Origin of the sequence: Paracoccus denitrificans, from assembly GCF_900100045.1 — a bacterium.
Lineage (GTDB): Bacteria > Pseudomonadota > Alphaproteobacteria > Rhodobacterales > Rhodobacteraceae > Paracoccus > Paracoccus denitrificans.
This window is the reverse complement of the sequence record NZ_FNEA01000004.1, coordinates 184,708-206,816: the sequence shown is the minus strand read 5'-3', so window position 1 is coordinate 206,816 and position 22,109 is coordinate 184,708. Positions and strand designations below refer to the sequence as shown.

Genomic DNA, 22,109 nt, shown 5'->3' with positions numbered 1-22,109 from the left:
CGCCCCTGGCCATGTCATCAGGCGGCCAGACGCTGGACAATCGCGTTGCCGAGGTTACACCCCGATCCCTTCCATGCGAAAACGGACGGCATCACCGCGTAGAGAGAGGGACCGATGACGACGGATCTGGCAATCGTCCTGGGGCTGCTGGCGGCAGCCGTCACCATGTTTGCCATCAACCGGCCCCGCATGGACGTGGTCGCCATCCTGGTCATGGTCGCGCTGCCGCTGACCGGGATCATCACGCTCGACGAGGCGCTGGCGGGGTTCAGCGATCCCAACATCATCCTGATCGCGGCGCTGTTCGTTCTGGGCGAGGCGCTCGTGCGCACCGGCGTCGCACAGCGCACCGGCGATCTGCTGGTGCGCCATTCCGGCGCGTCGGAGATGCGGCTGGTCATGCTCTTGATGGCCTCGGTGGCCGGAATCGGGGCATTCATGAGCTCGACCGGCGTGGTGGCGATCTTCATCCCCATCGTGCTGCGGATCGCCGCGAACATCGGCACGGCGCCGGGGCGGCTGATGATGCCGCTCAGCGCGGCCGCGCTGATCAGCGGAATGATGACGCTGGTCGCCACCGCGCCGAACCTCGTGCTCGACAGCCTGCTGCGCCGCGAAGGGCATCAGGGATTCGGCTTTTTCGACTTTACCCCCTTCGGCGTGCCGATCCTGGTGCTGGCGATCGGCTATATGCTGGTCGCCCGGCGCTGGCTGGCCGTCGAAAGCCCCGCCGCACCCGCCTCGCGCCCCAGGCTTGCCGACTGGATCGACAGCTACGGGCTGGCCGAGCGCGAATTCCGGCTTCGCCTCGGGGCGAGTTCCACGCTTATGGGCAAGCGGCTCGACCAGCTTGACCTGCGCGGCACGGCGGGGGTCAACATCCTCGGCATCGAGCGGTCGACCCCCTACGGGCGCCGGCTGATCCAGCCCAAGGCCGATTCCGTGTTGCAGGCGGACGACGTGCTGTTTCTCGACGTCTTCAGGAAGAGCACGGATATCGAGGCGTTCTGCACTGCCCACGGCCTGCACCGCCTGCCGATCTCGGGCGCCTATTTCACCGATCGGGCGCAAGAGATCGGCATGGTCGAGCTGATCGTGCCGCCGGGGTCGCCGCTGGCGGGCAAGAGCATCGCGCAGTCGCGGTTCCGGTCGGTCTATGGCCTCGCCATCGTCGGCCTGCGCCGCGACAACCAGCCGGACGAGGATGTGGATGCCCAGACGGTTCTGCGCGGCGGCGATGTGCTGCTGGCGATCGGCAGGTGGAACCGCATCCGGCAGCTGCACCGCGGCCGCGACCTGGTCGTGCTTGCCCTGCCGGGCGAGGTGGACGAGGTCCTGGAGGCGCCGTTCCGCGCCGTTCCCGCCGTGATCATCCTTGGGCTGGTGGTGGCGATGATGATCACCGGCATCGTGCCGAACGTGCTGGCGGCGCTGATCGGCTGTCTGCTGATGGGGCTTTTCGGCTGCGTCGACATGCCCTCGGCCTATCGCTCGATCCATTGGCAAAGCCTGGTGCTGATCGTAGGGATGCTGCCCTTCTCGCTCGCCCTGCAAAAGACCGGCGGCGTCGACCTTGCGGCCGAAGGGCTGCGGGCGATGATCGGCGATGCCGACCCGCGCATCGCGCTGGCGGTGATCTTCGCGACCACGGCGCTTCTGGGGCTGTTCATCTCGAACACCGCGACGGCGGTGCTGATGGGTCCGGTCGCGCTGGCGCTGGCCGCCGAGATGGGCTTGTCGCCCTATCCCTTCGCGATGACCGTGGCGCTGGCGGCCTCGGCCGCCTTTCTCACGCCGGTCTCGTCGCCGGTCAACACGCTGGTCGTGGGGCCGGGCGGGTATCGGTTCTGGGACTTCACGCGGATCGGCCTGCCGCTGGTCCTGATCGCGCTGGTCGTGGCCACGAGCCTCGTGCCGGTGATCTTTCCGTTCCATCCCGGCTGACAGGATCCCGTGACCCGCCTGCGGTGGCAAGCACCCGAGGCCGTTGGTTCCCAGCCGCCCGCATTCGCGCGCAGCGTCCTGGAGAGCATCGAGATCATGGATGAAAGCATGGCGTTGGCAGCCCGTAGGGGAGTCGAACCCCTCTTTTCAGGTTGAAAACCTGACGTCCTAACCGATAGACGAACGGGCCACGCCTGCACCGGCACCATGGCCGGCGACACCGGCGCTCTTTAGGCCAGCTCGCGCGGCGGCGCAAGGGGCCGCGGCGCATTCCGTTGTGGGTAACTCGAACATGCCGCCGCGGCACGCGCCGCCACGGCGCGGTTCAGTGCTCGCGCACATGGCGCATCAGCGCCAGCGCCAGCGCCGAGCAGACCAGCGTCGCCAGGACGATGGGCCGCGCCGTGCCGTCATAGAGCAGCCCGACCGGCGCCGCGATCAGCACCGCCCCCAGCGTCGAAAGCGCCCCGATGACCGAGGCCGCCATCCCCGCCACATGGCCCATGCGCTGCAACGCCATGGCGTTCAGGTTGCCGAAGGTCACGCCCGCCATGAAAAACACGCTGACCGCCCAGAAGAAGAAGGCCGGAAAGCGCAGCGCCTCGGGCAGCAGGTCGCCAAACACCAGAACCGACATCACGCCCGAAACCAGCACCTGCATGCCATAGGCCCAGCCCACGATCCGCCGCATGCCCAGCCGCATGACATAGCGCGCGTTCAGCACCGTCCCGCTGCCCGACAGCAGCGCCATCGCGGCGAACCACAGCGGGAAGCTTTCGCCCTTGCCATAGGTGTCCGAGAAAAGCTGCTGGGCCGAACTCAGCAGCGCGAACATCTGCCCGAAGCCCAGGGTCATCACCACCGTCACCAGCTGCACCTGCCTGTTGCCCATGACCTCGCGCGCGGCAGCGGCCAGGCTGCGCAGGTTCAAGGGCCGGCGCACGGCCTCGGGCAGGGTCTCGGGGCAGCGCAGGTTCAGCCACAGGCTGCCGATCAGCGCCAGCACGACGAAAGAGCCGAACACCCCGCGCCAGCCGACGAAATGAATGATCACCGCGCCGATCGAAGGCGCGACCGCGGGCACCAGGATGAAGATCATCATGACGAAACTGGTGATCCGCGCCATCTCGCGCCCCTGATACAGGTCGCGCACCATGGCCAGCGCCACGATGCGCGGGGCGGCGGCACCGATGCCCTGCACGAAACGCGCCGCCAGCAGCAGCTCCAGCGAATCGGCAAAGACCGCGGCGACGGCCGCCAGGGCGTAAAGCGCGAAACCGGCGATGATGACCGGCTTGCGCCCCAGCGCGTCGGAAAGCGGACCGCCGACGAACAGCCCCAGCCCCAGGCCGCCGACGAAGGAGGTCAGGACGAGTTGTGCGCGGTTGACGTTCCCGGGCGTCAGGGCCGCCGCGATCTCGGGCAGCGCCGGCAGCATGGAATCGATAGAGAAGGCGATGACGGCAAAGATCAGCGCCAGCATCGCGATGAATTCCGGCAGGGATTGCCTGCGGAACGGTCGAGCAATCGGATCGGACATGATGTTTCCCAAAGCCAGCACCCGGGCGTAACGCCGCAGGCTGCCGGGTTCAAGGCCCCGATGCCCGGACTGCCGGTTGCGCCCGCCGGCCGCCGGGCTATATCTGGCGCATGAGCGCGTCCCTGAACCTGATGAAACTCTGCGTCGGCTGCGACGATCCGGCCGAACTCGCCGCCTGGCAAAAGCACCGCTTCGGCGGCGGCCCGGCCCGCCATGTCACCCGCATGTGGCCCAAGCGCGAGGCCGAACTGCTGGACGGCGGCTCGATCTACTGGGTGTTCAAGGGCGTGATGCAGGCCCGCCAGCGCGTCCTGGAATTGCAGGAGGTGCTGGGCGAGGACGGCATCCGCCGCTGCGCGCTGATTCTCGACCCCGAGCTGGTGCGCGTCGCCGCCGTGCCCCGCCGCCCCTTCCAGGGCTGGCGCTACCTGCCCGGCGCCGAGGCCCCGCCAGACCTGCCGGCGGGACGTGGGGACGAGCCGGACCTGCCGCCCGAAATCGCCCGGGCGCTGGCCGAGATGGGCCTGCGCTGAACCGATCGGCTTGCGGGAAAGGCTGGAGCGGGTGAAGGGAATCGAACCCTCGTCTTCAGCTTGGGAAGCTGCGGCTCTACCATTGAGCTACACCCGCGAGGCCCGGATTGCTTACTGTCTCGCGCCGACCGCCGCAAGGCCAATCTGCGCCCGGCGCTTCTTCGTTCCCCAAATACTCAAGCCCCCGCGCCGCCTGGGCGATGGCGACGTTTCCCCGCAGCCCCACCGGCCTTTCGGCGGAGCGCGGCCGGTGATGCAACGTCGCGGTCCGAAACGATTTTGGGATTGATCATCCTGTGCGAAACTGTTCGTTATGCTTGCGTCAGCAAATGCCGGAGCAAAACGATGTTCGCGCTATCGCGCCGCATGGCGATTTCCGTGATCCTTCCGCTTGCGGCGGGGCTTTCCCCCTTGGCCGCCCTGGGACAGGATCCCTCGCAGATGCCGCCGCCGGCCGTGACGGTGGTGACGCTCCATGCCCAGGACGTCGCCCTGACCACCACCCTGCCCGGCCGCGTCACCGCCTCGGCCGAGGCCGAGGTGCGGCCGCAGGTCAACGGCATCGTCACCGAGCGCCTGTTCGAGGAAGGCAGCCATGTGAAGGTCGGCGACCCGCTGTTCCGCATCGACGCCACCACCTATCAGGCCGCCGTGGCCCAGGCCGAGGCCGCCGTGGCCCAGGCCCGCGCCCAGGCCGAGGCGGCGCGCCGCGAGGCCGAGCGCGTCGGCGCCCTGCGCGACCGCCGCGTCGCCAGCGAAAGCACGACCGACAATGCCATCGCCGCCCGCGATTCCGCCGAGGCCGCCGTCAAGGTCGCCGAGGCGCAGCTGCAGACCGCCCGGATCGAACTGGAACGCACCACGATCCGCGCCGAGCTGGATGGGGTGATCGGCCTCGCGCAGACCAGCCAGGGCGCGCTGGTGACCGCCAGCCAGCCGACGCCGCTTGCGGTGATCCGCAAGCTCGACCCGGTGCATGTGGACGTGACGCAATCGGCGGCCGAGCTCATCCGCTTCCGCCGCGAGATGGCTGCGCAGGACGCCGAGGGCCAGCAGGACCGCAAGGTGACGCTGCGCCTGGCGGACGGCACCCAATACGGCCACGAAGGCCGGCTGACCGCCGCCGAGCCCTATGTGAACGAGACGACCGGCGTGGTGACGCTGCGGCTGTCCTTTGCCAATCCCGACGGCATCCTGCTGCCCGGCATGTATGTGCAGGCCGTCGTCCAGCAGGCCACGGCGCGCAACGTGATCCTTGCCCCGCAAGAGGGCGTCACCCGCGACCGCCGCGGCCAGCCCGTCGCACTGGTGGCCAATGCCGACAACGCGGTCGAGCAGCGCCCCCTGACCATCCTTCAGGACATGGGCAACAGCTGGATCGTCGGCGAGGGGCTGAATGACGGCGACCGCATCATCGTCGAGGGCTTGCAGAAGATCGGCCCCGGCATGACCGTCGCCCCCGAGGAACGCCAGGCCGCCGCGCCGGCGGCCGCCGAAGGGGGCGCCGCCCCGGATGCCGGCGAGCCCACGCCCGAAGCCGCCGACACCGGAGAACAACCCGCGCCCGAGGCCGGAGAAGCAGAGCAGCCCGCCACCCAGCCCGAGATTGAGGCTGAGGCTGAGGCTGAGGCTGAGGCCGAGGGCCAGGGCGAGGATGCGCAGCCCGCAACCGAGGCCGGCGCCGAACAGCCGGCGAACTGACCCCGGACGCCGCGAGGGAACAGGACAGGAACCGCACATGGCCCGCTTTTTCATCGACCGTCCGGTCTTCGCCTGGGTGATCTCGATCCTGATCATGGGGCTCGGGCTGCTGTCGATCACCTCGCTGCCGGTGGCGCAATATCCGCAGATCGCGCCGCCCTCGGTGACGATCCGCGCCACCTATCCCGGCGCCTCGGCCGATACGGTCGCCAATACGGTCACCCAGATCATCGAACAGCAGATGACCGGGCTGGATGGGCTGCGCTATTTCTCGTCCAGTTCGACCTCGGCCGGCACCTCGACCACGACGCTGACCTTCGAGACCGGCACCGATCCCGACATCGCCCAGGTGCAGGTGCAGAACAAGCTGGCACAGGCCACCGCATTGCTGCCCGAGCCGGTGCAGCGCCAGGGCATCACGGTCGAGAAATCCGCCTCGGGCTTCCTGATGGTCATCGGCCTGACCTCGGCCGACGACCGCTATGAGCAGGTGGACCTGGCCGACTACCTGATCTCGAACCTCGTGAACGACCTCAGCCGGGTCGAGGGCGTGGGTTCGGTCCAGGTCTTCGGCGCGCAATATGCCATGCGGATCTGGCTCGATCCCTCGAAGCTCGCCGCCTACGAGCTGACGCCCTCGGACGTGGTGGCGGCGGTCTCGTCGGAAAACGCGCAGATCTCGGCCGGCTCCTTCGGCAGCCAGCCCGCGCCCCGGGGGCAGATGCTGAACGCCACCGTCACCGCGCAATCGCTGCTCTCGACCCCCGAGGATTTCGAGCAGATCGTGCTGCGCGCCGAGCAGGACGGCGGGCTGATCCTGCTCAAGGACGTGGCCCGGGTCGAGATCGGCGCCGAGGACTACATGACCAATGCCCGCTACAACGGCCAGCCGGCCTCGGGCATGGCGATCAGCCTGGCCTCGGGGGCGAACGCGCTGGACACGGCGGAACGGGTCAAGGCGCGGATGGAGGAATTCGCCCGCTTCTTCCCCGAGGGCATGGACTACGTCATCCCCTTCGACACCACGCCCTTCGTGCTGATCTCCATCGAGGAGGTGGTCAAGACGCTGGTCGAGGCCATCGTGCTGGTGTTCTTCGTCATGCTGCTGTTCCTGCAGAACTGGCGCGCGACGCTGATCCCGACCCTGGCGGTGCCGGTGGTGCTTCTGGGCACCTTCGGCGTGCTGGCGGCGCTTGGCTTCACCATCAACACGCTGACCATGCTGGCCATGGTGCTGGCCATCGGCCTTCTGGTGGACGACGCCATCGTCGTGGTCGAGAACGTCGAGCGCATCATGGAGGAGGAAGGGCTGGACCCGCGCGAGGCGACGCGCAAGTCCATGGGCCAGATCACCGGCGCGCTGATCGGCATCGCGCTGGTCCTGTCGGCGGTCTTCGTGCCGATGGCCTTCTTCGGCGGCTCGACCGGCGTGATCTACAAGCAGTTCGCCATCACCATCGCCTCGGCCATGGGCCTGTCGGTGCTGGTGGCGCTGACGCTGACGCCGGCGCTTTGCGCCACGCTGCTGAAGAACGAGCACGGCCACAAGACACGCGGCTTCTTCGGCCTGTTCAACCGCGGCTTCGACCGCACCATCCACGGCTATGGCAGTTCGGTGAACTGGCTGATCCGCCGCCCGCTGCGGATGATGCTGATCTACCTGTGCATCGGCGCGGCCATGGTGTTCCTGTTCCTGCGCACGCCCACCGGATTCCTGCCCGACGAGGACCAGGGCATCATGTTCGTGCTGGTCCAGGGCCCCACCGGCGCCACGAGCGAGCGCACGGATGCGGTGATCGACCAGATCCAGCACTATTTCGCGGAAAACGAATCCGACAATGTCGAGTCCTTCTTCGGCGTCTCGGGCTTCAGCTTCGCCGGATCGGGGCAGAACATGGGCATCGCCTTCCTGCGGCTCAAGGACTGGAGCGAGCGGCCCGGCGCCGAGCAGTCGGTGCAGGCCATCGCCGGGCGGGCATTCCCGGCGCTGATGGGCATCCGCGACGCCATGGCCTTCCCCATCGTTCCGCCCTCGGTGATCGAGCTCGGCAACGTCTCGGGCTTCGACTTCTACCTGCAGGCCCGTGCCGGCCCGTGCCGGCCAGGCCCATGAGCAATTGCTGGATGCGCGCAACCAGTTGCTGGGCATGTCCGGGCAGGACGACCGCATCGCGTCGGCCCGGCCGAACGGGCTGGAGGACGCGGCGCAATACAATCTCGACATCGACTGGCGCAAGGCAGGCGCCATGGGGGTCACGGCGACCGATGTGGGCAGCCTGCTCTCGGTCGCCTGGGCCGGGCGCTATGTGAACGACTTCATCGACCGCGGCCGCATCAAGCGCGTCTATGTGCAGGGCGAATCCGATTCCCGCGCCGTGCCGACCGATATCGACAAGTGGCGGGTCAGGAACAGCTCGGGCGGGCTGGTGCCGTTTTCGAACTTCGCCGACGGCCGCTGGAGCTATGGGCCGCAGGGTCTGGACCGCTATAACGGCGTGCCCGCCATGCAGATCCAGGGCAGCCCGACGCCGGGTGTCTCCAGCGGCCAGGCCATGGCCGCGATCGAGGAGCTGGCCGCGCAGCTTCCCGCTGGCTTCGACGTGGCCTGGACCGGCCTGTCGCTGGAGGAACAGCAGGCCGGCAACCAGACATTGCTGCTTTACGGCCTGTCGCTGGCGGTGGTGTTCCTGTGCCTGGCCGCGCTTTACGAAAGCTGGTCGATCCCCTTCGCGGTGATGCTGGCCATGCCGATCGGCGTTCTGGGCGCGCTGGTCGGGGCCTGGCTGGGCGGTTTCGACAATGGCGTGTTCTTCCAGGTCGGCCTGCTGACGGTCATCGGGCTGACCGGCAAGAACGCCATCCTGATCGTCGAATTCGCCCGCGAACAGGCCGAACAGGGCAAGCCGCTTTACGATGCGGTGGTCGAGGCGGCGCGGCAGCGGTTCCGGCCGATCATCATGACCTCGGTCGCCTTCTCACTGGGCGTGCTGCCCTTGGTGCTGTCCTCTGGCGCCGGCGCGAACGGCCGCAACACCATCGGCGCCACGGTGCTGGGCGGCACGGTCTCGGCCACGGTGCTGGGCGTGCTGTTCGTGCCGCTGTTCTTCGTGCTGGTGCGCCGCGCGCTCGGCCGCCCCGAGCCGGCGGAGCCCGCAGCGTCCCGCGCCTGAGCCGGGACGCAAGACAGCCTTGGGGGCCGGGATCTGCGCTGCGCGTCCCGGCCCTTTCCTTATGGCGCGCAGCCCGCTTGCCCCGCCCCGATCCGCGTCCTAGTCTTTTGCCGAGGAGCCGCCGCGGCGGCAGGGAGAGACATGGACGCAACCAGCCACATCGCGGCTGCCCGGGACGCGCCGGTCCGGCGTGGGCGCTCGCATGGCGTGGCCCTGCGGCTTCTGGCGCTTGGCGGCTCGGCGCTGGCCTGGCTCGCCATGGTCGCCATCGTCGCCACGGTGCTGATCCTCAACGCCCGCAACTCGGCCCGGGACGAGACCGGCTCGGCCTTCCAGCTGGCCAATGCCTTTGCCACGCTGCATCTGCCCACCGCCTTCGAGCGGCGCGACATGATGGCCGAGGCAGCCCGCATCGCCGCCGAGATCGAGGCGCAGCGCCACCTGTCGGCCGAGTTGCGCGATGCCCAGGGCCAGCCCGTGGCGCTGGCGCTGGCGCCGCGCCTGCCGCCCGGGCAGGTGCCGGAGTGGTTCGCCGCGCTGATCCGCCCCGAGCCGCTGCACGAACTGATCCCCATCGCGCAATATCCCAACGTGCTGGGCGTGCTGGAGATCCGCACCGATCCCCGCGACGAGATCGCCGAGGCCTGGGCGGATTTCCGGCTGATCCTGCCGCTTCTGGCCGCCATGGCGCTGGTGGCGATCGGCGTCACCATGGCCATCACCGCGCTGGTGCTGCGGCGGCTGGGACTGCTGGGCGCGGCACTGGACCGGATGCGGGCGGGCGATCTGGACCATCCCGCGCCGCAGACCGGGCTGGCGGAACTGGCGGTGCTGACCGACGGCGTCAACGCGCTGGCCGCGCATCTGGCCGGAGAGCGGGCCGAGAACCGCCGCCTGCAAGGCCGGATGCTGACCCTGGCCGAGGCCGAGCGCGCCCGCATCGCCAGCGACCTGCATGACGGCATCGGCCCGCAGCTTTTCGCGCTGCAGGCGGCCGTGGGCCAGGCCGGCCGCGCAGCCGGGACCGGCCGCGACCCGGCGCTGGCCGAGGCGCTTTCCGCCGTCTCGCGCCACGCGCAGGCGATCCGGCAAAGCGCCCGCGCCGCCATCGACGACCTGCGGCTGGCCCCGGCCGAGGGCGCGAGCCTTGCCGAGATGCTGCAAGAGCTGCTGATCGAATTCGCCGAGATCGCGCCCGATACCGCCATCACGCTGGACTGCCCGCCCGACCTGCCCGAGCCGGGCGAGGCCGGGCGGATCGCGCTTTACCGCTTCGTGCGGGAAAGCGTGCTCAACGCGCTGCGCCATGCCGCGCCCGGCGCGATCCGGGTGTCCCTGGCGCATGAGGACCACGGCATCGCCGCCCGCGTCGCCGACGACGGCAGCGGCCCCGCCGCACCGGGCAGCCGGGCCGGGCTTGGCCAGGCCGGCATGCGCGACCGCGCCAGCGCGCTTGGCGGGCGCTACCAGCCGCCCCGGCGCGAAGGCCCCTGGACCCTTACCGAATGCCACCTGCCCTGCCCGGCCGAGCAAGGATCAGCCCGATGACCGCAACCGTCCCAAGCCCCGCCCCGCCGCTGCGCGTGCTGATCGTCGACGATCACCCGGTCGTCGCCGAGGGCTGGGAATGGATCACCCGCGGCCGCCTGGATTGCGAGGTCATCGCCGCCGCCACGCCATCGCAGGGCTGGCGGGCCTGGCGGCGGCAGGCACCGGACGTGATCGTCGTCGACCTGACCATGGGCGAGGCCAGGCTGGCAGGCGCCCGGCTGATCGAGCGGCTGCGCGCCGCCGGCGCGAACCAGCCGATCCTGGTCTTTACCATGCATCGCAGCCCGATCATCGCCCGGCGGGCGCTGCAGGCCGGCTGCAACGGCATCATCATGAAGGATTCGCCCTCGGACGATATCTGCGAGGCGCTGCGCGAGGTGGCCCGCGGCGGGGACTACGTCCCGGCCGACCTGGCGCGCCGCATCGCCCTGCTGGAGCGGCCCGGCGCCACGCCGCCGCGCCCGCGCCTGACCCCGCGCGAGCTGGACATCCTGCGCGCCATCGCCGAGGGGCTCAGCTATCGCGAGATCGCCGAGCGGGCGAACATCAGCTACAAGACCGTCTCGAACGTCAGCCAGACGCTCAAGGACAAGCTGTCGGCGCAAAGCTTCGCCGACCTGGTCGTCAAGGCGATCCGCCACCTCGAAGAGACCCGCGACGGGATCTGAGCCATGCCACGTTCCTTGCCCCGCCATCCCGTCGCACGCCCCCTGATCGGCACCCGCATCCGCGAGCGCCGCCTGTCGCTCGGCCGGCGCCAGACCGAGGTGGCGCGCCGGGCCGAGATCTCGGCCGCCTATCTCAACCTCATCGAGCACAACCGCCGCCCGGTCGGCGAGGAACTGCTGTCGCGGCTGGCCGATGCACTGGAGATCGACGCGACCGAGCTGGCCTCGGACCGCGAGGAGGCGCTGATCGGCGCGCTGCGCGAGGCGGCGGCGCGCGCCGCCGACCAGCCCGGCGCCACGGTCGAGCTGGACCAGATCGCCGAATTCGCCGCCCGGTTTCCCGGCTGGGCCTCGGCATTGGCCGGGGTCACGCGCCGCGCCGATGCGCTGGAGCGGCGGCTGATCGCGCTGTCGGACCGCATGACCCGCGACCCCTATCTGCTGGCGACGCTGCACGAGGTGCAATCGGCGGTCACGGCGCTGCGCTCGACCGCCTCGATCCTGGCCGAGACGCCCGAGATCGAGCCGGAATGGCGCGACCGATTCCATGCCAACCTGGACAGCGACAGCCAGCGGCTGTCCCGCACCGCGCAATCGCTCGTCGCCTATCTGGACAGCTTCGAGGACGAGGCGGTGCCGATGTCTCCGCGGGAGGAGGTCGAGGCCTGGATCGCCGCCGGCCAACCCGAGCCCGCCGAGGCGACGGAGCTTGCCTCGGATGCGGCGCGGGTCTTGGCGCAGGATCTGCTGGCGGCACAGGCGCGCGACCGCGCCGCGCTGCCCGATGCGGCGCTGGCGGCGGCGGTGGACGAGGCCGGCGAGGCCGCCGACGACCCGGCGGTGATCGCAGCGATTCTGGGGCAGCCGCTGGACCTGGTGCTGCGCCGGCTGGGCATGCTGCGTCCGGGCGCCTGGGCGCAGGCCGGGCTGGTGGTCTGCGACGGCTCGGGCGCCACGCTGTTTCGCCACGCCGCGCCGGGTTTCGAGCTGCCGCGCCCGGGCGAGGGCTGCGCGCTCTGGCCGCTGTTCGAGGCATTGGCCCAGCCGCAACTGCCGGTGGCGCGGCTGATCGAGACCACGAACGGCCACCGCTTCTCTGCCTGGGCGGTCGCCGAACGGCTGCTGCCCATGGGTTTCGGCGGCCCCGCGCTCAGCCGCGCGCAGATGCTGATCCGCCCCGCACCGGGCCGCGACGGCCGCCCGGCGCTGGGGGTGGGGCCGGCCTGCCGCATCTGTCCCCGTCCCGACTGTGCCGCAAGGCACGAACCCTCGATCCTGGGGCCAGCCTGATTTTGACAATGCCCCCGCCCGCCGCCATGATCGCCGCAAAGCCCCAGGAGTGCCGCCCGTGACCGCAAGTGTCGATGTGCTGCTGATCGAAGACGAACCCAGCATCGCCGAGGCCGTCCGCTTCATCCTGTCGCGCGAGGGCTGGCAATGCGAGCAATGGCTCGAAGGCAACGGCGCCCTCCAGCGCATCCGCGCGCTTGCGCCGCGGTTGGTGATCCTGGACGTGATGCTGCCCGGCCGCAGCGGCGCCGAGGTGCTGGCCGACCTGCGCGCCGATCCCGAGTTGCGGACGCTGCCGGTGCTGCTGCTCAGCGCCCGCGGCATGGCGAACCTGCCCCAGGGCGCGGACCGGACGCTTGCCAAGCCCTTTGCCAATGCCGATCTGCGCGCCATGGTGCGCGAGCTTCTGGACGCGGGCTGAGGTCGCGGATGCGCCGGCTTTTCCTTGGCCGCGATGCCTATCGCAAGCGCCGGCTGGGCGACGCCATCCGGGTCCTGCCGGTGCTGTTCGCGTTGCTGGCGGTGCTGCCGCCGATGTGGCTGCCGCAATATTTCAGCTACGCGCGCGGCGCGGTCTGGCTGGCGGCAAGCTGGGCGCTGACCATCGCCGTCACCGCCGCACTGCACCGCATGATCGGGCGCGGAAAGGCGGAGGACGAGGATGACGCCTGAAACCCTGGGCGCCGCCTCGGTCGTCTATGTCGCGCTGATGTTCCTGCTGGCCCATGCCGCCGACCGGGCCGCCGCCGCCGGCCGCTGGCGCTGGATGGACCGGCCGGTGATCTATACGCTGTCGCTGTCGGTCTATTGCTCGGCCTGGACCTTCTATGGCGCCGTGGGCTACGCCACCCGCTCGGGGCTGGAGTTCCTGACCATCTACCTTGGCCCCGGCATCGTCTTTGCCGGGGCATGGTGGGGCCTCAGGCGGCTGGTCCGGGTCGCGCGGCTGCATCGCGTGACCTCGATCGCCGACCTCATCTCCAGCCGCTTCGGCAAGTCCGCGGGGCTTGCGGCGCTGGTGACGCTGATCGGCGTCCTGGCCTCGACCCCCTATATCGCGCTGCAACTGCAATCGGTCTCGATGGCGCTTTCGGCATTCGCCACCAGCGGCCACCCCCTGCCCGGCAGTATCGCGCTGTGGGTGGCGGTCGGGCTTGCCGCCTTCGCCATCCTGTTCGGCACCCGCAACCTGGCCGCGAACGAGCGCCATCACGGCGTCGTCATCGCCATCGCCGTCGAGGCAGTGGTCAAGCTTGCCGCCTTTCTGGCCGTCGGCGCCTATGTGCTGTGGGGGATCGCGGACGGGCCTGCCGACGTGCTGGCGCGTATCGACCGCATGGCGGTCTCGGCCGGGGGCGAGGGCTGGCTGATCCGGCCGGATCGCTGGTTCACGCTGATCGCGCTGTCCGGGGCGGCGGTGATGGTGCTGCCGCGCATGTTCCACGTCCTGGTGGTCGAGGCCAGCGACGAGAATCGGCTGCGCCAGGCCGGCTGGGCTTTTCCCGCCTATCTGGCCGCCATGTCCTTCCTGGTGCTGCCCATCGCCGTGGTCGGCGCGGACCTGCTGCCCAAGGGCTCGAACCCCGACCTTTACGTGCTGGCCCTGCCGCTGTCGCAGGGGCGCGACACGCTGGCGGCGCTGGTGTTCCTGGGCGGCTTTTCCTCGGCCATGTCGATGGTGGTGGTCAGCGCCATCGCGCTGTCGACGATGATGGCGAACCATTGGCTGGTGCCCTTGTGGCTCTGGCTGCGCCAGACGGCGCTGTCCGAACCGGCGCAGGCCCGCGACGATCTGGGCGCATTGATGCTGAACGCGCGGCGGCTGGCCATCGTCTCGGTGATCGGCGCGGGCTGGCTCTATCACCGCATGACCGGGGGCACCACCGCCCTGGCCGCCATGGGGACGGTCGCCTTTTCGGGCATGGCGCAGGTGCTGCCGGCCATGATCGCGGGGCTGATCTGGCGCGGCGCGACCCGGCGGGGCGCCATCGCCGGGATCGTCGCGGGAGCGCTGATCTGGGGACGCGCGGTCTTCCTGCCCTCGCTGGGGCTGGCCGCTCCGCCGGCATTTCCTGCCGGAATCGATGCTTTCGCGGGGGCGGTGCTGCTGGCGCTGGCGGTGAACCTGCTGCTTCTGGTGCTGACCTCGCTCATGGATTTCCCCGACCCGACCGAGCGGTTGCAGGCGCTGTCCTTCGTCCATGCCATCGCCCCCGACGCCGCCGCCAGCGAAACCGCCCCAGCGGTGCAGGCCGAGGCGCTGCTGACGCTGGCCGGGCGGATCTGGGGCAACGAACATGCGCTGGAGGTGTTCCGCAAGGCCGCGGAAGATCAGGGAAAATCCGGCTATCTTCCCGACCTGACCCCGCGCTTTCTCGCCGGGTTCGAGCGCCACCTGGCCGGCACGGTGGGCGCGGCGACGGCCTCGGCGCTGATGGCGCGGGTCGGCGGGCGCGGCAGCGTCACCGTGGCCGACCTGATGGAGGTCGCGGGCGAGGCCAGCCGCGCGCGCGAGGACAACCGCCGGCTGGAGATCACCTCGGCGGAACTGGCCAGAACCGCCGCCATGCTGCGGGAAAGCAACGAGAAGCTGACCACGCTTTCCGCGCAGAAGGACGCCTTTCTCGGCCAGATCAGCCATGAGCTGCGCACGCCCATGACCTCGATCCGCGCCTTCTCCGAGATCCTGATGGAACCGGACCTGCCCACCGGGGACCGTGCCCGCTTCGCCGGGATCATCCAGGACGAGGCCTGCCGCATGACCCGGCTGCTGGACGACCTGCTGGACCTTTCGGTGCTGGAGGCGGGCCGGGCGCAACTGAAGCCCGGCGTCGTCAACCTGCACGACCTGATCGGGCGCGCGCTGGCCGCCGCGGGGGCAAGTGCGACGGGGCGCGAATTCGCCATCCGCCGCAACCCGGTCGCCGAGCATCTGCCGGTGATCACCGACCCGGACCGGCTGTTGCAGGTGCTGATCAACGTCATCTCGAACGCGCGGAAATATTGCGACGCCAGCGAGCCCGCGATCCGCATCGACACCCGCCGCAACCCCCAGGGCTGGACCGAGATCGACATCCACGACAACGGCTCGGGCATCGGCCCGGAAAACCGCGCGCTGATCTTCGAGAAATTCGCGCGGCTGGACGATCCCTCGCGCGCCGGGGGTGCCGGGCTGGGACTGGCGATCTGCAAGGAGATCATGGATTTCCTGGGCGGCACGATCGCCTATCTGCCAGGCCAGGGCGGCGCCTGCTTTCGCATCGCGCTGCCGCCGCGCCCACCACGCCGCGCGGAAAATACGGAAAATGCAGCGGGTTAAACCTTTCCGCAACCAGTCCGTGCCATCTTGCGCCAAAGGCAGCATCGATTCGGTCGGGTATGGAAAGCGCGGCAGGGAAAACTTCGGACGACCCGGGACCAACCGGGACGGAACGGGACGGGTCCGCGGCCCCGGCGCCCGGCCGGGTGCTGCGCCGCTGGATTGCCGAACGCGACAGAGTCCGCGCGGCTGCGGGCCCTTCCGCACGGCAGGCCGCCGAATTCCGGCTGGAGCGCGCCGCCGCCACCGCCCTGGCCCGCGCGGCCGAAAAACAGGCCGGCCTGCCGGTCTTTGTCGAAAAGGTCGAGCGGGCGGGCATGGTGCTGGCCGAATTGCCCGAACTCCTGCCCGAGCGCGCCTTGCTTGCGGTCGTCGGGGGCCGGCGCGACGCGCTTGGCGTCGTGGCGATCTGCCCCGACCTGCTGGCCGCGCTGATCGAGATGCAGGCGATCGGCCGCGTGACCTCGCGCCCCGCCCCGCCGCGCAGGCCGACGCGGACGGATGCCGCGATCTCGGCCGATTTCGTGAATGCGCTGCTGGCAGAACTGGGCCGGGAATGCGCGGCGCGGGACGGCTGCCCCGATTTCGGTGCCTATCGCTATGCGACCTTCATGGACGATCCGCGCCCGTTGTCGTTGCTGCTGGAGGACGGCGAGATGACGCGGCTGGATTTCCGCTTTCGCATCGGCACCGGCGGGCAGCGCGACGGCAGGCTGATGATCGCCCTGCCGGCCAGGGTCGGCGCCCCTCCCGATGCGGTGCCCGCCATCGCGGGAAACCAGTCGCGATTGCCGGTCGCACCATCGGCCGACCCGCCCGTCGCGCCATCACTGGCCGAGGCGGTGCAAGAGGCCCCGATCCGGCTGGCGGGCATCCTCTGCCGCCGCCGGCTGAGCCTGCATCAGCTGCGCGGCCTGGCCACCGGATCGCTGCTGCCCTTGCCCCAGAACGTGCTCGACGAAGCCAGGCTGGAAACGCCGCAGGGCCAACTTCTCGCACGCGGACGGCTGGGGGAAAAGGACGGGTTCCATGCCATCCGCCTGCGCGATATCGGCCAGGACACGCCGCCCACCCCCGCCTCGGTGACAGCGGACGGCTGGCGGACAGAGGGGGCGGAGCCGCCGCCTGACGATGCAGAGCCGCCGCCGGACGACGTGGGGTTGTCGCTTGCGGATCACGAAGGCCCCGACGGCTTCCGCATGGCTGGGCCCACGCCTCCCATGGTCAAGGCCGGATGAACCGCCCGCGCGCAACCCGGGCCGATCGTCGCAATCGCGCAACTTTTCCACGAAATAGCCCGTGCCGATATGCCACCGGACTGCGGAAAGCCCGGGCAAGCCCAGATTCCCCTTGAAAAACGGCCCGTCTGGACGCATGTAGCTTGCGCCCGCCCAAAACGCGGGTCACCCTACAGGAGAGAACATGGCCAAGGAAGAAATGCTCGAATTTCCCGGCGTCGTGAAGGAACTCCTGCCCAACGCGACATTCCGGGTCGAGCTAGAGAACGGCCATGAGATCATCGCGCATATGGCAGGAAAGATGCGCAAGAACCGCATCCGCGTCCTCGCCGGCGACAAGGTTCAGGTGGAAATGAACACCTATGACCTGACGAAGGGGCGGATCAATTACCGCTTCAAGTAAGACCGCCGGTTCGGAGCGCGACGTGACCATGCCGAATGTCGCGCGAGGCGCCAGAAACGGTCCCGAGCCGCGCGCCGCCGCAGCGGAAACCGACACGCCGGCGCTGATTCTCGGTTCGGCCAGTCCGCGAAGGCTGGAACTGCTGGCCCAGATCGGGATCGTGCCCGACATGATCCTGCCGGCGGAAATCGACGAAACCCCGCGGCGCGGCGAAAGCCCGCGCGACTATGTCCGGCGCATGGCGCGCGAAAAGGCCGCGGCGCTTGCCGGCAGTGCCCATGGCGCCATCCTCTGCGCCGATACGGCGGTGGTGGCGGGGCGCAGGATCCTGGGAAAACCCCTCGACGACGCTGAGGCGCGGCGCTTCCTGCAACTGCTCTCGGGGCGCCGCCACCGGGTACTGACCTCGGTCGCGCTGGCCCATGAAGGCCGCCTGCGCGAGCGGCTGGTGGAAACCGTCATCCGCTTCCGCCCCCTCACCGCAGCGCAAATCGACGCCTATCTCGCCACCGGCGAGTGGCAGGGCAAGGCCGGCGCCTATGCCATCCAGGGCCATGCCTCGGCCTTTGCGATCTGGATGCAGGGCTCCTATAGCGGCGTGGTCGGGCTGCCGCTGGCCGAAACCGCATCCCTGCTCGACGCCATCGGAATTCAAGGAAAAGCGACATGAAGGGACGCCAGATCGTCCTTGGGCGGATCTTCGGCCGCAATGCGGCGGCCCTGATGCAGGACGGCCGGCTCGAGGATCTGGTCGTCGATCCGGCGGGCGCGACGCCGCTGGCCCCCGGCGCGATCTGCCGCGCCAAGGTGGACCGGCTGGTCAAGGGCCAGGGCGGCGTCTTCCTGCGCCTGCCCGAAGGCGCGCGCGGCTTCCTGCGCGACCGTTCCGGCCTACGCGAAGGCCAGTCCCTGCTGGTGCAGGTCAATGGCAGCGCCGAGGACGGCAAGGCCGTGCCGGTCTCGGCCCGGCTGAATTTCCGCGGCCGGCATGTCATCGTGACGCCCGGCGCGCCCGGCGTGAACGTCTCGCGCCGGATCCGCGACAGCGCATTGCGCGACGCGCTTACCCGCCTGGGCGAAGCCGCCCTGGAGGGCCTGGAAGACCCCCCCGGCATCGTCTTTCGCTCGATCGCGGCCACGGCCGGGAGCGATGGGATCGCGGCCGAACTCGAGCAGCTTCTTGAGCTTGCGCAAGCCGTCACGGCCGATCACCAGGGCGCGCCCGAACTGCTGCTGGATGCGCCCGAACCCGCCGATCAGGCCTGGCAGGACTGGGCCGATCCGCCGCCGGACAGCGTCGAGGACGGGGACGATGCCTTCGAGGCGACGGGGGCCGAGGCCGCCGTCCTGCAAATGCTGCACCCGCGCCTGGACCTGGGCGGCGGTGCCTGGGCCGAGATCGAGGCGCTGCGCGCGCTGGTCGCCATCGACGTCAATACCGGCAGCGATCATTCTCCGGCCGCGGGGCTCAAGGCGAATATCGCGCTGGCCCGCGACCTGCCGCGGCAGTTGCGCCTGCGCGGGCTGGGCGGCCAGATCGTGATCGACTTCGCACCCATGCCCAAGCGCGACCGCGGCACGCTGGAACAGGTGCTGCGCGCCGCCTTCCGCTCGGAATCGGCCGAAACGGTGCTGATCGGCTGGACCGCGATGGGGCTTTACGAGCTCAGCCGCAAGCGCGACCGCATCCTGCTGGCGCGGCTGGCCGGGACAGGGGCCGACGCATGAAATGCCCGATCTGCGGCAAGCCCGCCTCCGAGCGTTATCGGCCCTTCTGCTCGCGCCGCTGCGCGGATGTCGACCTGGCGCGCTGGCTACGCGGCGACTATCGCATCCCCGGCGAGCCGGCCCCGGATAATGACAGGGACGCGTGAAAATTTTGCTTTTGGCTCTGGACACCGAGACGGCCCTGCCATAACAACGCGCCAGTCCGAAGCAAGATGCTCCGGCGCCCGGATAGCTCAGTTGGTAGAGCAGCGGATTGAAAATCCGCGTGTCGGTGGTTCGAATCCGCCTCCGGGCACCATATGATCCCTGAAATTCCCGGTCCTCTCCTGAGCGTTCTCGTGACGGCTCGCGCATTGGTGCCTCGGGGCACTGGCCGCCCAAGTTCTACGCCTCGCGCACCGGAGCGTAACGGTCAGACCACCTGTTCCGGCACCGGGCTGTTGCCGCATCTGGGATGGCGCCTTGCGACATCCTTCTCCGGGCCGGTCCGCATTCTGCTCTCTTCGGGCACGAAAAGCATCGCGCTCGATACGCCGATGCGTCAGCCAGAGCCCTTATCGCATTGAAGTCCGTCGCGAATCGCGGGCAGATGCGCGTCATTGCCGCAGCCCCGCAAATTGCTTTGAGAATCGATCCGATTGGCGCGAAGATTCTGCCGACGGCGCGGCGCCTGAACGGGTTGGCAGCGCCGTCACCGTCACCGCGCGCCTCGCACAAGGGGCGGACAGGGGAAACGCCTCAAAACCCTGCAGCCACCGATTTCCCGCCAAAGCCGAGGCCAGGCGTCAGATCGCGAAGATGTCGTCCGCCACTCCGGCGACGGTCAGGCCCTGGCCGTTGACGACGATCCGGTCGCCGTCGCCGAAATCGATAACCACCCCATTCGCGGTCTTGCGCATGTGGTCGCGGATGAAGGCGGCAGGATTGGCGTCCAGCAGGCCGTTCCCGATCAGCAGCCTGTCGAGGCCCTGCTGATAGCCATAGATGGTATCCGCGCCGTGACCGCTGCGAAAGATGAACGCATCGGCGCCATAGCCACCATTCAGCACGTCATTGCCATAACCGCCATGCAGCGTATCGTTGCCCGCGCGGCCGGTCAGGGTGTCGTTGCCGCTCTCTCCTCTCAGCCAGTCATTGCCCGCCCCGCCGTCCAGCTTGTCGGCGCCGGGCCCGCCCAGCAAGGTGTCGTATCCCGCACCTCCCCACAGCGTGTCATTGCCCGCGCCGCCGCGAAGCTGGTCACGCCCGGCGGCGCCGACCAGCGTGTCGTTGCCGTCGCCGCCTTGCAGCGTATCGTTGCCGTAACCGCCGTTGAGGGAATCGAAGCCGGCACCGCCGATAAGCCGGTCGTGGCCCGCATTGCCGTTCAGCGTATCGCGACCCGCCCTGCCTTCCATCCAGTCGTTGCCGTTCCCGCCCGAGGCCACGTCATGTCTGGCCGTCAGACGATAATCGTCGTTGCGCGGCGTGTTCTGCGCGGGTCCGGGCGTGACAAAAAGCTCGCCGTTGAAGGTTTCCAGCCAGTCCGCGCGGGTCTGCATCGCCAAGTTGGGCGCAGGCTCTGCAACCCGGGCGAAGGTGCCGGTATCGACGCGCACCTGCCCATCCGTATCGGCAAAGTTCTGCGTCGCCATCAGCACCTTGTAATCGCGGCCGTTCACCTTGAGATAGCCCACCTCCAGCCCGATGCCGATATAGGCGGCGTCGCTCATGATGTTCCTGTAATGGCCGGGGCTGTCCATCAGGTTCTGGTGCAATTGGCGGATCTCGTCGCGAAGGTCGCTTTCGCCCTGGATGCTGACATAGGCGATGTTCTCCGCCGTCATCCAGCCACCGGCCAGATCGAAGCCCGCCGCCTCCATCCGCTCGCGCGAGGACGAACCGCCCCGGCCGGTATGGGAAAATACATCCGCCTCCAGCATCCAGCGGCTATGATCCTCCGAGGAATCGTTCAGCCGTTTTTCGATGGCCAGCGCGGAATGTCCTTCGGCCCGGCGGGCCTGGTTGACCAAACTGACGAAATAGCGTTCGTTCGCCGATGCAAAGGACATAGATACCCGCCTTGAGAGAGTTGATCCGATGAAATGCAACTTTCGATAGGGTATCAGATCATGGGCGCGACCAGAACCGCCTGCCGGGCATGACGGCGGATATCGGCCAGACCGGCGCAGCAAGGACCGGCCCGGAATGGAAACAGCGCCGCTAACGTATCGTATTAAAACAATTTTTTGATAGAATGGCGACCCCGCCAGGACTTGAACCCGGAACCTAGCGCTTAGAAGGCGCTTGCTCTATCCAGTTGAGCTACGGGGCCGCATGGCGGCAGTCATGGCGCAGGACGACGGCTGAATCAACCGCTCAATCAGCGCCTTCCAGGTCTATCGTCATGAAGACGCTGTTCGGATCGGGCCGGTAATCGCCAAAGGGCGCGGATTCGACGAAACCCGCCCGCGCATAAAGCCCGCGCGCGGCGACGAAGGTCGGCTGCACGCCCGTCTCAAGGCTCAGCCGTGCCATGCCCTCGGATCGCGCATGGGCGATCAGCGCGTCGAGCATGCGGCGCGAATGGCCACGGCCGCGCGCCTCGGCCAGCACATGCATGGACTTGATCTCGCCATGATCCGCAGCGATGCGCTTGACCGCGCCCATGCCGACCGGGACGCCGCCCTCGCGCAGCACGAAAAACGCGATTTCCGGGCTGACCAGCGCGGAGCGCGGCAGCATGTGGATCGATTCCGGTGGCGTGTCGGCATGCATGTCGGCGGTATGGCGTTCGAACAGCAATGCCAGGTCCTCGCCCAGGGGGCTTTCCCGCCCGATCGCCAGACCCTCTCCATCCATCGCCGTGCCCCCTTGTCCGCTGCGGGGCGGACCCTAGCAGCACCACGCCGGCTTGCGAAGCCCCGTGCGTCCGGACGGCATGAAAAATAAGGAAGAATGCGCCCCGTAGCCCGGCCCGGCCCGGACGCTTTCCGCTTGGGGAGGGGCAAGGGGGAACAGCGATCCGCCGCCCGGCCAGCGGCG

The 22,109-nt window shown here is 69.2% G+C and carries 17 protein-coding genes, 4 tRNA genes and 1 pseudogene; 16 read left to right on the top strand and 6 right to left on the bottom strand.

What is annotated here, in order from left to right:
- Nucleotides 1-114 precede the first annotated feature (114 nt).
- On the top strand, nucleotides 115-1,944 hold the full coding sequence (locus BLT64_RS04715; RefSeq protein WP_011748072.1) for an SLC13 family permease: 1,830 nt from the start codon (nucleotides 115-117) through the stop codon (nucleotides 1,942-1,944).
- A gap of 115 nt (nucleotides 1,945-2,059) precedes the next feature.
- Here BLT64_RS04715 and BLT64_RS04710 read toward each other — a convergent pair.
- A tRNA-Glu gene (locus BLT64_RS04710) sits at nucleotides 2,060-2,134 on the bottom strand.
- Between the two features lie 135 nt (nucleotides 2,135-2,269).
- The gene (locus BLT64_RS04705) at nucleotides 2,270-3,484 is read right to left on the bottom strand and encodes a multidrug effflux MFS transporter (RefSeq protein WP_011748073.1); all 1,215 of its coding nucleotides are present in this window, start codon (nucleotides 3,482-3,484) and stop codon (nucleotides 2,270-2,272) included.
- 110 nt (nucleotides 3,485-3,594) lie between these two features.
- Between BLT64_RS04705 and BLT64_RS04700 the strand changes: the two genes are divergently transcribed.
- Entirely contained in the window at nucleotides 3,595-4,017 is a 423-nt protein-coding gene (locus tag BLT64_RS04700; protein ID WP_011748074.1) for a DUF1489 family protein, read from the top strand.
- A 23-nt stretch (nucleotides 4,018-4,040) separates the two neighbouring features.
- On the opposite strand, the gene BLT64_RS04695 is transcribed toward BLT64_RS04700, so the two are convergent.
- A tRNA-Gly gene (locus tag BLT64_RS04695) sits at nucleotides 4,041-4,114 on the bottom strand.
- A gap of 248 nt (nucleotides 4,115-4,362) precedes the next feature.
- On the opposite strand from BLT64_RS04695, the gene BLT64_RS04690 reads away from it, so the two are divergent.
- The 14 genes and pseudogenes from BLT64_RS04690 (at nucleotide 4,363) to BLT64_RS04625 (ending at nucleotide 19,383) form a co-directional block, all read left to right on the top strand.
- Nucleotides 4,363-5,718 (top strand): efflux RND transporter periplasmic adaptor subunit, encoded by a 1,356-nt coding sequence (locus BLT64_RS04690; RefSeq protein WP_011748075.1) that lies wholly within the window; start codon nucleotides 4,363-4,365, stop codon nucleotides 5,716-5,718.
- A gap of 37 nt (nucleotides 5,719-5,755) precedes the next feature.
- A pseudogene (locus BLT64_RS04685) lies at nucleotides 5,756-8,888 on the top strand (efflux RND transporter permease subunit).
- Between the two features lie 141 nt (nucleotides 8,889-9,029).
- Entirely contained in the window at nucleotides 9,030-10,436 is a 1,407-nt protein-coding gene (locus BLT64_RS04680; RefSeq protein ID WP_011748078.1) for a LapD/MoxY N-terminal periplasmic domain-containing protein, read from the top strand.
- Nucleotides 10,433-11,107: a response regulator transcription factor gene (locus tag BLT64_RS04675; RefSeq protein ID WP_011748079.1), complete on the top strand. Its 675-nt coding sequence runs from the start codon at nucleotides 10,433-10,435 to the stop codon at nucleotides 11,105-11,107. Before BLT64_RS04680 ends, BLT64_RS04675 begins: the two co-directional genes overlap by 4 nt.
- A gap of 3 nt (nucleotides 11,108-11,110) precedes the next feature.
- Entirely contained in the window at nucleotides 11,111-12,397 is a 1,287-nt protein-coding gene (locus BLT64_RS04670; RefSeq protein WP_011748080.1) for a helix-turn-helix transcriptional regulator, read from the top strand.
- 58 nt (nucleotides 12,398-12,455) lie between these two features.
- Nucleotides 12,456-12,818: a response regulator transcription factor gene (locus BLT64_RS04665; protein ID WP_011748081.1), complete on the top strand. Its 363-nt coding sequence runs from the start codon at nucleotides 12,456-12,458 to the stop codon at nucleotides 12,816-12,818.
- An 8-nt stretch (nucleotides 12,819-12,826) separates the two neighbouring features.
- Nucleotides 12,827-13,069, top strand: a complete 243-nt coding sequence (locus BLT64_RS04660; RefSeq protein ID WP_011748082.1) for a hypothetical protein — start codon at nucleotides 12,827-12,829, stop codon at nucleotides 13,067-13,069.
- Entirely contained in the window at nucleotides 13,059-15,716 is a 2,658-nt protein-coding gene (locus tag BLT64_RS04655) for an ATP-binding protein (RefSeq protein ID WP_011748083.1), read from the top strand. Before BLT64_RS04660 ends, BLT64_RS04655 begins: the two co-directional genes overlap by 11 nt.
- Before the next feature lie 146 nt (nucleotides 15,717-15,862).
- The gene (locus tag BLT64_RS04650) at nucleotides 15,863-16,954 is read left to right on the top strand and encodes a FliM/FliN family flagellar motor C-terminal domain-containing protein (RefSeq protein WP_041530202.1); all 1,092 of its coding nucleotides are present in this window, start codon (nucleotides 15,863-15,865) and stop codon (nucleotides 16,952-16,954) included.
- Between the two features lie 184 nt (nucleotides 16,955-17,138).
- Nucleotides 17,139-17,357 (top strand): translation initiation factor IF-1, encoded by a 219-nt coding sequence (infA, locus tag BLT64_RS04645; RefSeq protein ID WP_010397442.1) that lies wholly within the window; start codon nucleotides 17,139-17,141, stop codon nucleotides 17,355-17,357.
- Nucleotides 17,358-17,385: 28 nt separating this feature from the next.
- A complete protein-coding gene (locus BLT64_RS04640; RefSeq protein WP_011748085.1) occupies nucleotides 17,386-18,027 on the top strand; it encodes a Maf family protein in 642 nt (213 codons plus the stop codon).
- Nucleotides 18,024-19,085, top strand: coding sequence for a ribonuclease E/G (locus BLT64_RS04635; RefSeq protein WP_011748086.1), 1,062 nt, complete (start codon nucleotides 18,024-18,026; stop codon nucleotides 19,083-19,085). The genes BLT64_RS04640 and BLT64_RS04635 overlap by 4 nt, the downstream gene beginning before the upstream one ends.
- Complete coding sequence (locus BLT64_RS04630) at nucleotides 19,082-19,231, top strand: DNA gyrase inhibitor YacG (RefSeq protein WP_011748087.1); 150 nt, start codon at nucleotides 19,082-19,084, stop codon at nucleotides 19,229-19,231. Before BLT64_RS04635 ends, BLT64_RS04630 begins: the two co-directional genes overlap by 4 nt.
- 76 nt (nucleotides 19,232-19,307) lie before the next feature.
- Nucleotides 19,308-19,383 (top strand) — tRNA-Phe (locus BLT64_RS04625).
- Between the two features lie 487 nt (nucleotides 19,384-19,870).
- On the opposite strand, the gene BLT64_RS04620 is transcribed toward BLT64_RS04625, so the two are convergent.
- The 3 genes from BLT64_RS04620 to BLT64_RS04610 all read right to left on the bottom strand — a co-directional run bounded on the left by BLT64_RS04620 (nucleotide 19,871) and on the right by BLT64_RS04610 (nucleotide 21,926).
- On the bottom strand, nucleotides 19,871-21,136 hold the full coding sequence (locus BLT64_RS04620; RefSeq protein ID WP_011748089.1) for a CAP domain-containing protein: 1,266 nt from the start codon (nucleotides 21,134-21,136) through the stop codon (nucleotides 19,871-19,873).
- 186 nt (nucleotides 21,137-21,322) lie between these two features.
- A tRNA-Arg gene (locus tag BLT64_RS04615) sits at nucleotides 21,323-21,399 on the bottom strand.
- Nucleotides 21,400-21,443: 44 nt separating this feature from the next.
- Complete coding sequence (locus BLT64_RS04610) at nucleotides 21,444-21,926, bottom strand: GNAT family N-acetyltransferase (RefSeq protein WP_011748090.1); 483 nt, start codon at nucleotides 21,924-21,926, stop codon at nucleotides 21,444-21,446.
- Nucleotides 21,927-22,109 lie beyond the last annotated feature (183 nt).

What these genes read in the sequence shown, in the direction of transcription:
- BLT64_RS04660 (WP_011748082.1), top strand. Translation starts at nt 12,827, where the DNA reads ATGCGCCGGCTTTTCCTTGGCCGCGATGCCTATCGCAAGCGCCGGCTG.
- BLT64_RS04655 (WP_011748083.1), top strand. Translation starts at nt 13,059, where the DNA reads ATGACGCCTGAAACCCTGGGCGCCGCCTCGGTCGTCTATGTCGCGCTG.
- infA (WP_010397442.1), top strand. Translation starts at nt 17,139, where the DNA reads ATGGCCAAGGAAGAAATGCTCGAATTTCCCGGCGTCGTGAAGGAACTC.
- BLT64_RS04630 (WP_011748087.1), top strand. Translation starts at nt 19,082, where the DNA reads ATGAAATGCCCGATCTGCGGCAAGCCCGCCTCCGAGCGTTATCGGCCC.
- BLT64_RS04705 (WP_011748073.1), bottom strand. Translation starts at nt 3,484, where the DNA reads ATGTCCGATCCGATTGCTCGACCGTTCCGCAGGCAATCCCTGCCGGAA.
- BLT64_RS04700 (WP_011748074.1), top strand. Translation starts at nt 3,595, where the DNA reads ATGAGCGCGTCCCTGAACCTGATGAAACTCTGCGTCGGCTGCGACGAT.
- BLT64_RS04640 (WP_011748085.1), top strand. Translation starts at nt 17,386, where the DNA reads ATGCCGAATGTCGCGCGAGGCGCCAGAAACGGTCCCGAGCCGCGCGCC.
- BLT64_RS04680 (WP_011748078.1), top strand. Translation starts at nt 9,030, where the DNA reads ATGGACGCAACCAGCCACATCGCGGCTGCCCGGGACGCGCCGGTCCGG.
- BLT64_RS04610 (WP_011748090.1), bottom strand. Translation starts at nt 21,926, where the DNA reads ATGGATGGAGAGGGTCTGGCGATCGGGCGGGAAAGCCCCCTGGGCGAG.
- BLT64_RS04635 (WP_011748086.1), top strand. Translation starts at nt 18,024, where the DNA reads ATGAAGGGACGCCAGATCGTCCTTGGGCGGATCTTCGGCCGCAATGCG.
- BLT64_RS04620 (WP_011748089.1), bottom strand. Translation starts at nt 21,136, where the DNA reads ATGTCCTTTGCATCGGCGAACGAACGCTATTTCGTCAGTTTGGTCAAC.
- BLT64_RS04670 (WP_011748080.1), top strand. Translation starts at nt 11,111, where the DNA reads ATGCCACGTTCCTTGCCCCGCCATCCCGTCGCACGCCCCCTGATCGGC.
- BLT64_RS04690 (WP_011748075.1), top strand. Translation starts at nt 4,363, where the DNA reads ATGTTCGCGCTATCGCGCCGCATGGCGATTTCCGTGATCCTTCCGCTT.
- BLT64_RS04715 (WP_011748072.1), top strand. Translation starts at nt 115, where the DNA reads ATGACGACGGATCTGGCAATCGTCCTGGGGCTGCTGGCGGCAGCCGTC.
- BLT64_RS04675 (WP_011748079.1), top strand. Translation starts at nt 10,433, where the DNA reads ATGACCGCAACCGTCCCAAGCCCCGCCCCGCCGCTGCGCGTGCTGATC.